The 11128-nt window shown below is 59.2% G+C and carries 9 protein-coding genes and 4 pseudogenes; 9 read left to right on the forward strand and 4 right to left on the reverse strand.

Features of this window, described 5'->3' with window-relative positions; genetic code table 11:
• The first annotated feature begins 468 nt into the window (after window positions 1–468).
• Both F6X42_RS40435 and istA read left to right on the forward strand, forming a co-directional pair.
• Window positions 469–1482, forward strand: a complete 1014-nt coding sequence (locus F6X42_RS40435) for a hypothetical protein (protein ID WP_187639403.1) — start codon at window positions 469–471, stop codon at window positions 1480–1482.
• Window positions 1483–1676: 194 nt separating this feature from the next.
• Window positions 1677–2621, forward strand: a pseudogene (gene istA / locus F6X42_RS40440) (IS21 family transposase); the annotation flags it as partial.
• A 108-nt stretch (window positions 2622–2729) separates the two neighbouring features.
• On the opposite strand, the gene F6X42_RS40445 reads toward istA, so the two are convergent.
• Together F6X42_RS40445 and F6X42_RS40450 are read right to left on the reverse strand one after the other, a co-directional pair.
• On the reverse strand, window positions 2730–4754 hold the full coding sequence (locus F6X42_RS40445) for a PQQ-binding-like beta-propeller repeat protein (RefSeq protein ID WP_187639404.1): 2025 nt from the start codon (window positions 4752–4754) through the stop codon (window positions 2730–2732).
• A gap of 84 nt (window positions 4755–4838) precedes the next feature.
• Window positions 4839–5050, reverse strand: a pseudogene (locus tag F6X42_RS40450) (IS3 family transposase); the annotation flags it as partial.
• 149 nt (window positions 5051–5199) lie between these two features.
• Between F6X42_RS40450 and F6X42_RS44940 the strand changes: the two are divergent.
• Window positions 5200–5301: pseudogene (locus F6X42_RS44940) on the forward strand (IS6 family transposase); the annotation flags it as partial.
• A gap of 603 nt (window positions 5302–5904) precedes the next feature.
• Here the strand turns inward: F6X42_RS44940 and F6X42_RS44945 are convergent.
• Both F6X42_RS44945 and F6X42_RS40460 read right to left on the reverse strand, forming a co-directional pair.
• Window positions 5905–6462 carry a TonB family protein gene (locus F6X42_RS44945; RefSeq protein WP_312893018.1) on the reverse strand — a complete coding sequence of 186 codons (558 nt, stop codon included), beginning with the start codon at window positions 6460–6462 and terminating at the stop codon, window positions 5905–5907.
• Between the two features lie 19 nt (window positions 6463–6481).
• Window positions 6482–7213: an alpha/beta fold hydrolase gene (locus F6X42_RS40460; protein ID WP_187639407.1), complete on the reverse strand. Its 732-nt coding sequence runs from the start codon at window positions 7211–7213 to the stop codon at window positions 6482–6484.
• A gap of 269 nt (window positions 7214–7482) precedes the next feature.
• Between F6X42_RS40460 and F6X42_RS40465 the strand changes: the two genes are divergently transcribed.
• The 6 genes and pseudogenes from F6X42_RS40465 to F6X42_RS40490 all read left to right on the forward strand — a co-directional run.
• Window positions 7483–7881, forward strand: coding sequence for a VOC family protein (locus tag F6X42_RS40465; RefSeq protein WP_187639408.1), 399 nt, complete (start codon window positions 7483–7485; stop codon window positions 7879–7881).
• A 358-nt stretch (window positions 7882–8239) separates the two neighbouring features.
• Window positions 8240–8821: an RNA polymerase sigma factor gene (locus F6X42_RS40470; RefSeq protein WP_187639409.1), complete on the forward strand. Its 582-nt coding sequence runs from the start codon at window positions 8240–8242 to the stop codon at window positions 8819–8821.
• Between the two features lie 12 nt (window positions 8822–8833).
• On the forward strand, window positions 8834–9142 hold the full coding sequence (locus F6X42_RS40475; protein WP_187639410.1) for a hypothetical protein: 309 nt from the start codon (window positions 8834–8836) through the stop codon (window positions 9140–9142).
• A gap of 2 nt (window positions 9143–9144) precedes the next feature.
• Window positions 9145–9441 carry a 4Fe-4S dicluster domain-containing protein gene (locus F6X42_RS40480; RefSeq protein WP_187639411.1) on the forward strand — a complete coding sequence of 99 codons (297 nt, stop codon included), beginning with the start codon at window positions 9145–9147 and terminating at the stop codon, window positions 9439–9441.
• Between the two features lie 105 nt (window positions 9442–9546).
• Entirely contained in the window at window positions 9547–10263 is a 717-nt protein-coding gene (locus tag F6X42_RS40485; protein WP_187639412.1) for an O-methyltransferase, read from the forward strand.
• A 389-nt stretch (window positions 10264–10652) separates the two neighbouring features.
• Window positions 10653–11128: pseudogene (locus F6X42_RS40490) on the forward strand (glycoside hydrolase family 19 protein); the annotation flags it as partial.

Here is an 11128-nt window from a genome sequence, read left to right on the forward strand (position 1 = left end):
CGTCGATTGCCGTATTCTCGTCTTGTGGGACTGCTTGGGTCGTGGACATTTCCGTCTCCTTCGCACAGAGTTGGAAATTCCGTTTTAGCTAAACGGACCTTTCTCCGGTAGTCCCACATAGCATCTTATAGCCGCGTGGCAGCGCCAATCGCATTTCTCTCAAAACTGGCCTCACGTCGCTGGATTCACGTTGAAATTGCACCTGCGAAAAGATCGCGGCGTCAACCGCGCAGGTGGTGGTAAGCCATTCCTGCGCGGCTGTATTTCAGCAGTCTGTTAGTCAAGACGCCCGAATGCGCTTGGATTACCGTTCGATATCGATGGGCGTTCCGTCGCATCGCCCGCCAGAACTACCGGTTCCAATTCGCGAAACTTTATTTCTCGGCTCCCGCTCAGCGGATCTATGCTCAAGGAGTGCAAAACGCTTCTCCCTAACCCTAGCCGAGGAATTAGCTAAGGGGGCCTATCATGAAACTCGCGCTATATGTCGCCATCATCAGTGCGCTGTTCGGGGTCCGGCTGGCGCAAGCCGCCTGCCCCGACGACGCCGTCTTCATCGGTCTGAATGATCAGATTCGCGGTTACTCCTTGCGCGCCAACGGAGCGACCAAGCCCTGCCAGGTGCTGGAAGGGCCGCCCACCACCTTCGGCACCGCTCGGGCGATCGCTTTCAGCAAGAACGACTTCTTTCACGTCGCGCAGTTTCTCACCAACGGCACCGTCGACATCTTTCCGCCGAAGGCCGAGGACAATGCGGCGCCCAGTCGCTCGTTCACGTTGCCGGGGAATGATCTGGTGAGCATCGCGGTGGATTCCCACCTCAACGACTTCATCTTGAGCATTCGCGCCGAGGCTGGCCCGCTCTTTGTCGCTCCCGTCGACAGCACTGGGTTGCTGCTCCATCCGATTTTCATTTCTGATCCAAATCCAAGTCTCGGGGTGAACGTGAGCCTTGCCGTCGATAACGAGGACAATCTGCTGCTTGCGGGTTACGGCGACCGGGGGGCGGCGATCATCGACACGCTTGGCACGGCCCGGAGCATTACCTCCCCGGCGCTTCTGCGCAGCCTCACGGGTAGCAACACCGGCCTGCTGGCGGGTGGGGGAAGTGGGGCAGCATCCAACAACCTGACGATCGCTCTCGATCCGCGTACGAACGAATTGTTCGTCTACAACACGACCACAGACCACACGCAGATCCAGGTGAGCGTATTCGCCGCCGGGGCGAGCGGCAACGTGCCGCCGGTGCGGACGATCAGCGGTCCAGCCACGGGAATCACTGGGCCTGGCTTTCCCGGCGCAAACAAGATCAGCGTCTCCTCCGACGGGCGGCTCTTTGTTGCCGAGCCGAACAGGCGCATTCTCGTGTTCGCGCCGGGAGCGACCGGCAATGTGGCGCCGTCTCAAGTCATCGAGGATTCCACCCCCGGTCCAGCCGACCAGGGAGGGATCGCGGTCCGGTCGTCCGGCCTCTGCCGATAGCCGCACGGCGGTCCCAGATCGGCGGTCTTCAAACGGCACCCCGGCACGACGCCCGCTTTCGTGATGGATATCTGCTGCGCACAAGTTCGGGATCCCCATCGATCTTGGGATCCTCGTCGGCGATGGATCACGCGCAATCAAAGAGCCATGACGCCATCCATGCGGGCTGATGGAACACCGGGCTCGCGCCAATGGTTCGGCCGCCGCGCTAACGCGGCTTCGAAGTGCGCTTCGAGACCGCCGCCGGCCATCAGGCGCAGGTTGACTTCGCACACTTCAACGTTGAATTCGACGACGCACCGGGCCAGCGACGCTCGATCTGGCTGTTCTCGATTGTCCTTGGACACAGCCGGTACCTGTGGGGCCGATTCGTTGAGCATCAGGACCTGCAGACGGTGCTGCGCTGTCACATGGAAGCGTTCGAACATCTGGGCGGGGTGCCGCGCGAGATTCTCTACGACTGGATGAAGACCGCGGTGCTCGGAGAGCTTGAGAAGCACATCGTCTACAACGCGAAGCTGGTCGCGTTTGCGCAGCACTACAGCTTTGCTCCACGTGCGTGCAAGGCTTATCGCGCCAAGACCAAGGGCAAGGTCGAAAGCCCCCACCGGTGCATCCGGCAGGACTTCTTCCTGGCACGTCGCTTCCAGAATCTCGGAGACATGAACCGTCAACTGCGCGAGTGGCTCCACACGGTCGCCAACGTTCGCCTGCACGGCACCACGCATCGTGTGGTCGCCCAGCACTTCAGCGAGGAGCGGCCCGCGTTGCAGACGTTGCCCGCTGGAACGTTTAACGGTGTGATCCGGCTTGAGCGGCGCGTCAGTCACGAAGGGCTCGTATCCGTCGGCGGCAACTACTACAGCGTGCCGGACCGTACGCGCAGGCGGACACTCGACGTTCACAGCCTGGCTCACGAGATCCGCATATACGAGGATGGGGAGTTGCTGGCCGTTCATCCTGTACTCGAAGGCCGTCGACGAACCTCGCTACTGCCGGGCCATCGCCGCTCACACGACCGTCAGAAACAGGCAACCCAGCATGCCGCACCACTGCCGGCGACGCCGGTTGCGCGTCGCCCGCTGGCGTTTTATGACCAGGTGGCCAAACGTCTGGCCGGTGCAGGGAGGCCTGCATGAACAGCATGCCATCATCGACACTCGAACTTCGTTCAGATTGAAACCGATTGCAGCAGTTCTTCCATTAGCGTCAATCGGTTCCGGCACAAAATGGAACTGGCAAGGGCGTCAGTTCGTCGGCACCCAAGATTCAGGGGAGTCCTTAGCACGAAGAATTCGTTCCGCGTGCCACGCTCCACTGCTGAAGGGGCCGAAGACGTGGACGGCCTTTCCGACGACGAGGGGAACGCTCAGGTGAGCCTGTTCGGCAGCCGAAGTGTCAACGAGCGCAGGGCCTCCGGTCTGAGGTTGGATGGCTATTTGCAAGGTGCCTACCGAAGTGACAATTCCATAGATTTGGCTGGGTAGAGGTGCCGGCGGAGAAGCTGGCGGTGGGACTACGAGAGGAGCGTGCGTCCCGCCCGGACCGAAGATGTTCAGGGCCGCGAAGCTGGCGACAAAGACCTTGCCGTTGGCGACAGTCGGCACGATGTTGGCGTTGGAGTTGTTGCGAGGCCAGGAGCCGGCGACGGACGAGAAGAGCGGTGTTGTGCCACCTGAGGCGTCGAAGGCGTATAGCGTCACGTTCGCTGGCGCAGTAGTTTGGGTGGGGCGACCGACGGCCCAGATTATCGCGGACCCGGCTGTTGTGCCGTTCGATGAAATCGTCGTGAAAAAACCACCGTCCTGGCCGGAGTGGATGCTAGGGAAAGATTTGTCCAGTTGCAGCGCCGGCGTTGCAGGAACCTTCCATACGTTGATGGTTCTGCCGCCGCTGCTGACGATGCGGCGGACGCCGTCCGGTCCCATAAAATACGATGGACCGCACCAACAGGAACCGAAATCGACGATGGAAAGCGCTTGGAACGAATCGTTGTGACCCATCGGAGCCCGCTTGATAAGGTACAGACGGCCGCGCTTTCCTCCAGCAACGACGGTGCCAGTTGATTGACCGGGGATATCCGGTATAACCATGGCCCCACCAGAACCGAAATCGTCGTCCCTCGAATCTAGCGACGCGACGCCATTAGTACCTGAAGGGGTGAAATAGTCCTCCAAGGTGGTCAAGTCGGCAGAGAGCCTCACCACACTTTCCTGGATGTTATTTGGAGGTGTGTAGGTCGTACCAGATGGGTCCGAGTTTCCAGTGACAAAGAAAATTGAGCCCGTAGGGCCTGCGGCAATGCCATACCCGGACATCCAGATGGATGACAGAAAAAAGTTGTTGGGTGAAGTCGACAGCTTGTCCATCAACTGATTCGCAGGCAGCGGTGACAGCATGCTCGCCTTCCATCCCAACACCCAGCCTCTCGACTGATCGGCGCGTATGTCGCAAAAGCTGGCGAAAGCGGCGTAGACGTTGCCGTTTGCCAAAAGGAGACCGGCACGCTGCCGGCTGAACTGTGCGGCGAAATGGTAGGTCGTGCCGTTCGTCAGGGTATGCGAAGCCGAGACCGAGGTCGGAGAACCCGCTTTGTCAGCCAAGGTGGTGATGTCAAGAGCGTGGAGCTGATAGGTTGGCATGCCGCCCAGCATCTTGAACGAGACCACGTACAGTGTTTGGGCACTCCGATCGATCACCGGCGTGGAGTTGATCCCGACGGTGGGACCGTTGTTCCCACAGCCGCCGGGAAGCTTCGATTGCGGTACCGGAGTCCCGAGGTTCCGTTGGAGGAGCAGCTCGCCGGTGGAAGCCGAGTAGGCGTAAATGTTGTTGGCTTCGGTAGCGACGTATACGACATCCTGTGTTGTCCCATTTACGCTCAACGCTGAAACAACCAATGGCTGCGCGTCGACCCAGTCGTTCGCTGCGTCGCCGAGCTTCTTTGCAAACAAGACGCCGAACGAACCGGCTCTGACGTTGGAAGGGGTGAGGGTCGTCTCGTTCCGATTCCAACCGGTACGTTGCGTGTCGCCATGATAGGTCAATACGTTCGCGGGCGTAGTTGCCAACGTGTTGCTCGGAGATGCCGTCGCGGCAGGAGCTAAGTCGGTGACTTCTGGAGATAAAGGCTGTCCAACTGACTGCCCGGACGCGACGGACATCCAGGTACCTAAAAAGACGACGGCGAACAGATAGGATAGGAACGAAAAATGCCTCGGCGAAATTGCGTCGGATCCTTCGTTGTTAGGATTAAGCTTCGCGTTTTTCATCACAAATCCTGCCTTCTTTCCAAGGACGTTATGTAGCAGTTCGCTAGACGCAAAAATCTTCGCGTTTGATTAAACTTATTGTGCAAGCAATCCTGCGCCAGTCAGGATATAGGCGGCGTCCGCCATCCACAGTACGTTGGGCGCTTCCGCGCTGAATTGCCGGCGCACCGGATCGGGCGCGCGCCGCGCACTCGGGTGCTGCCGCGTGGTGCGGGCCAGCGCCGCCGCCTTACGCCGCATAGACCGGCAAGGCGCATCAGGCGCGCCACGCGCTTGCGTCCCACATGCACGCCCTCGCGGGGCCAATCCACCCAAGTTAAGAAATGGAGATCTTTCAGCAAGGTTTTTGCGTATGGATTTGTGGGGTTTCGAGCGGGGTTTCCGTTGCTTTGAGATGCCTGGTCGATGACGGAAGGTATGGCTTGCGATGAGGGCCAAGGCGTCCGCCAGCGAGGTGCGTGGCGAGGTGGGTTCGACCTCGCACCTCGATGAAGTGTTCGTGAAGCTGCGCGGCGAGCCGTACGTGCTGTGGCGCGCGGTGGACGAACAGCGCGCACATTGTCGCCCTTACTCGAAAGCATCACGGCAATGCGGTCGATGCTCGCGCACATCCAAAATGACGAGGATAGACACATGTTGTGGGACTCGATATGCCGCAAGCCCGGCTACGACACTGTACTTTCGAACCTAGGAATTCTCCCCTTTAGGCGTCCGTGTCAGCGCAGCCTGTCTGTTGCTGAATGTGGAAGCAGTACCCGTTTTGGGCATTGCAACAGTCGGGGGCCGTATATCGGTCACCATGAGCACGTCGGATGGCAATGACCATATACCGTGGTTCCGGCAATTCGAGCAACTGTTGTCCGGGGCGACGAACTCTGCCCGCTGAAGTGAGAGCGCCGTCCGATGTACTCGGTTTGCGCCATTGTGAAGCGTGTAGCGCGCTGTTACCGGGTGCAGAATCATGAACGGCACGCGCGCCCCTAACCGTACGACCGTTGCCGGAATGACAGCCGACGCTCAGATGTCCACACAACCTCGCAGCCGAAAGGCTGAAAGTGGCCGTACCCGGCCCGACGGCGAACGCAGCAAACTGACCCCGGAGCAGTCAACCAGTTCGCTGCAAGGCAGACGTGCGTGCTCGATCGAAGACTTAGTTCGCGCGGAAGTACTTATAGTCGGGGTCGAGCGTGCTGTGCTGTGGACGAACGACCAGATTGAATTTCAAGGGAGCACCTTCTGGAGGTCTCGGGAGCCCGGTTTTTTTAATGATTTCCATGCACGCGCTATCAAACTTAGGATCGCCGCTTGATGTTTTAACCGCGATTGATAGTACGTTCCCATCCGCGTCAACCTCAACCGGAAAAACGGCCTCAATATTCTTGTCGCCCTCTGTGACCAAGGCGTTTGTTACGGGCACGATACGCTTCTGGATTGCTCGGGCGAACGCTTCGACGGTAGCCGACGAATTTTGCGAACCTGGTTGCTGCGGTGACGAGCTCGTCAACCCCGCTGCCCAACAGGGGGCCTCAGCAGCACAACCACAACTGCGACAAGAAGTGCGGTCCTGCCTGGCGACGCCTGTACCTTGCTCATTATGTTTGTGGGGCTCGTATGCGCAACTTGTGTGTGAGCTTGCGATGTTGTTTGAGAGTGTCGACGATCTCGGCATAAGTGTCGATTGACTGTTCATGTCCGACCGCCGTCCCATGGAATCCGCAGCAGCCGACCTATTCGGCCAGGAACCGCTTGATAGCAGCTACAAAAGCAACCTCGTCGTCGAGCATCATCAGATGGCCGCTGTTGGCCAGTGTGTGATCTCCGGCGGATTTTTCCAGTGCCCAGTCCGGTACGTTCCAACCCTTGCGTGAATGCTCACCGGAAAGCAGATACACCGGACGCCGATCGAAGACCTGTTCGAGTATCACAAGGTAGTCCTCGTCGCCTGTTGTCGCGACAACCGACTGCCCCATCGCGCGAAGCGTCGAAGCTGGTTGGTGAGCAAGCCAGCGGATGGCGACCTCACGCAGATGGGGTGCAGGTACGGTGACTGAATCACTGATCCACGCGAACGGGTCGGAGCGGAAGCGGTTCATCATGGCGTCGGCCTCGCTCGGGCTCATCCGTCCGACCGACGCCGACCAGAACGCATCATCCAACGTGAAGTTCCCTTCGACATTGACAATCCTGCGGACGTACGCAGGGTACGTATGGGCAAACAGCATGGCGATCGCACCGCCAACGGAATGGCCGACTACGTCGACGGGCTTGCTTCCAAAGCGGGCGTCGACAAAGGCTCGCAGGTGTTCGACCTGGCCGGGTAGCGATATGGCATCCAGGGACACGGATTGGCACCGGCCGTAGCCAACCAGATCCGGGGTCGCGTGCTGAGACTCGTAGCTGGCGACATCCAGTGTGCCGATGAAGCCATGAATGAAGACGACTGGTAAGGGATTGCTCATGCTTGGTAGATGGGAGCGCTATATATCGTCAGGTCAGTATCCGCGAATGGACACGAGGTAAAGCCGTTGCGGAAATTGTCACCAATTTTGGCCGCAGTGTCGACTGTCCGCAGCCGACCACTGCTGAATGCGATCAGCGTGCTCGACCCAAAAGGACGCTCGCGGTTTCCGATGGCAGCGGCTCATCCTCGATGTCACAACGGATACGGAACGCAAATCTACCGTGCTAATGTGCCAAGACATCGCAGGCTGAACAGGAACAGACCAAGATGATTTCGCACGTTTTCGTTGGAGTTAATGACTTTGATCGAGCCTTTAAATTCTATTCGGTCATCATGAGCGAACTGGGGCATAAGCTGAAGTTTTGTGAGTCGGATCGACCGTGGGCGGGTTGGATGGCTGAGGGTATGGCGCGTCCGCTCTTCCTTATTGGCACGCCACATGACGGCAACTCAGCGGAACACGGAAACGGGCAAATGGTGGCGTTGCTCGCGCCTGATCGTCGTTCAGTCGACAAAGCATACGCGAGCGCACTGGCAAATTCAGGGTCTTGCGAAGGCCCTCCCGGCCTACGACGGCACTACCACCCGGACTATTACGGGGCGTACTTCCGGGACCCCGAGGGAAACAAGATTTGCGTTTGTTGTCACGTTCCCGTGACCCAGTAGGTTTTGGTGCGTTCCGCCAAAGCGCCCGGTAGTGACGGAGCCCCGCGACCGTCACTTCATGGCCGTACTCCGCCCGGTCAACCGATCGTGCCGTCCCGCCCGGAGCGAACGCCTGGGCACGCTTAAAATCGCCGTTGCGGCTCCTTCCGAAACGAGCGCAGCGCTGCGTCGATCGGGCATTGGGCCCATGGGCGTTGATTGGATTGCGCGGCATCGCTACGGAAACGCACCCACGTCTGCTGGTTCATCAATGGTCACAACCCTGTTACGCTCCGCCTCAAGCGAACCCGCGGTTGCTCAAGCAAAGATATTTTCGCGCTCGCCACAATATTTGCGCGTCTGAAACGTCTTCAGACGCATGGAACCGCCACCCACCCCGCACCCGATGACCGACCGAGACAGCGACATCACTGCGACCGTGGTGCGTGAGCGCACGAGGCTCGTCAATTTCATCCGGCGTCGAATACGCGACCCGGACGACGCCGAAGACATCCTGCAGGATGTGTTCCACGAATTTGTGCAGGCTTACCGGCTTCCCGCTCCGATCGAACAGGCGAGCGCGTGGCTTTTCCGTGCCGCAAGCAACCGCATCATCGATCGTTTTCGCAAGAAGAAAGAGCAACCGCTGACAGACTTGTCTGAGGCCGAGGACGACGCCAGCAGTGAGTATCGCCTCGACCTCGCCCTGCCGGCGCACGATGCAGGTCCCGAAGCCCTCTACGCTCGCGCTCTATTGCTGAAGGCCTTGCAGGATGCGCTCGATGAGTTGCCGCCGAATCAACGAGAGGTATTTATCGCGCACGAACTGGAGGGGCGGCCTTTCAAAGACATGGTGGCGCAAAGCGGTGTCACGCTCAATACGCTGCTTGCGCGCAAACGCTACGCGGTCTTGCATCTGCGCGCCCGACTGCAGGCCATTTATGACGAACTGGATATTTAGAGGAGTCGACGGATGAATTTTCGAATCAGATGTGCGGGCAAAGCGCTGCTGGTGGTGGTCGCCATAGGCGTGCTCGGATGGGTGGTCATGACTCTATGGAATTGGGTGATTCCGGCGCTATTCGTTGGCGCCCGTGCGATCGACTTCGCACACGCGTTAGGCCTGCTGGTATTGAGCCGCATCCTGTTTGGCGGATTCCGCGGACACGGCGGCTGGCGCGCACGGCGTCACTGGCGCAAATGGGAAGCGATGACGCCCGAGGAACGGGAGCATTTCAAGACGGCATGGCGATCGGGCCGCGCACCGCGCGCGGGAGACTGACCATGCGCGAGAAATCAACGGGCGACTGCAAACAGAAGCCGGGCGTGATTGCGCCAGTCGTCGACCTGAAACGTTGCGAAGGCAAGGGCGATTGCCTGGAGGTTTGCCCTGAGAATGTGTTTGAGATCCGGCGCATCGATGAGGTCGATTATCTCAGCCTCGATTTGATGCACCGCTTCAAGCTACGCGTGCATGGAATGAAAGTCGCCTACACACCGAACGCGCACGCCTGCCGCTCGTGCGGTCTTTGCGTGCCGGCGTGCCCTGAACGCGCGATCAAACTCGCCAGAACGGCATAGCGTTACACGTTTTCGCTGATCGTGGAACGACAGCGCAGGCCGCTTAACGTCGTGGTCAGTCGTTGCATACGTCATCGGCATTATCGGTCTTGTCAAGGAGCGCACATGACATCATCAACCACAGCTCTACTGCGGCGGCTTCACGAACAGAGCCAGACAGAAGTGATAGCCCGCGCACAGGCGCAATTCCGAGGATCGAGCGAAGAGTTTCTGATTCTCGCGGACGAATACGAAACGCTCGCACCTCGACTGCGTGGACGGTTCCTCGAAACGCTCGGGCTATCGAGCGAAGATTTCGAATCCTCGCAAGGTACTCCTCTATCGTTAGCCGTATCAGCGGAAACGGGACGGTTTTTGCGCAACATGGTGCTTTCACACAAGCCGGCTCGAATCCTCGAACTCGGCAGTTCCCGCGGTGTGTCCACGCTGTATTTCGCCGAGGCCCTTCGCACGTTGGGCAGCGGCATGGTTGTAGCGACTGAACTCGATGTTGTTAAGTGCGCACATCTTCGGGCACACGTCAGAACCGCGGGCGTAGACGCTTATGTTGACCTGCGGGAGGGCGACGTCTTCCAGACCGTTTCCGAACTGGACGGCACTTTCGACATGGTGTTTATCGATGTATGGGCCAACAGCTATCTGAATCTGTTCAAGCGAATTGAGCGCCTGCTGCGCCCGGGATCTATCGTTCTCGCCGACAACATGTACACAGCCGAGGACGCCGTTCGGCCCTACAAGCACTACCTCGACGGCAATCCGCGCTATTCGACCACGACGCTGGACTTTGAATCAGGGGTCGAATTTACAGTCATCGTTTCTTAAGCTGATGAAGGGCTTTTCGGCGTGTGTCGGTGTGGATGATGTTGGTCACCGCGTATGGCGGGTATCGAAGCGATCATGCTGACAGGGTGCCGCTTCGACCGGCTGCTGTTCGAGGCGAGCCCGCCAGGACGATGGCAAGCCGATGTCCGTGGGGCGCGCTAGGACACGGCGCGGCGATACCCGAATTTGCGTGTCCTGCGTGCGCATCTTCATTTCCAGGGCAAGCACCCGCGCGACTGAATTTCTGTAAAGCGTGACCGAGCGCGCTGCAGGTCGCGGCAAAAGCGTTTGACGATTGTTTGCATAAATTCAGAGCGCGCCGCATTGATGCTGGCCCTCGATCCGTCATAAGGTGGTGCGACCTCATCTATAAGGAGTGCACCGAATCCATGACGAGCAAGTCGGTACCGCATAACCCGCAAAAGCCACCGCCGCCCCGCCTCAAGCAACTGGCATTCGCCTTTCCCTTCCTGCACAAGGCGCAAGGCAATGCCCGACTGTCAGTCCAGTTCACCGATGAGCACGATATCTACCGGCTGCTCGCCGCAAGCGAGCCGTCCGGCGCGTATCTCGTCAGCCGCAAGGGCATGTGGCACGGCGGGATTCACATCACCGAGGCCGGCGCTGGGCAGGCGCTCGACCTCGACGCGGGACTACGCTGCATCGCAAATGGTGTGCTGGTCGCCTATCGCGCCGACAGCGACTATCCAATCAGCGAAGTGAGCGTGGACGGCAGTGACGTACCGCTTCGAGCCCCCTACAGTACGGGCTTTGCCCTCGTGCGGCACGAGATGGAGTTTCCGCGCGGCACGAAGCTGACGTTCTACAGCCTGTACATGCACCTGATGTCGAACGCCGACTACGA

It is taken from the genome of Paraburkholderia podalyriae (assembly GCF_014397785.1).
Lineage (GTDB): Bacteria > Pseudomonadota > Gammaproteobacteria > Burkholderiales > Burkholderiaceae > Paraburkholderia > Paraburkholderia podalyriae.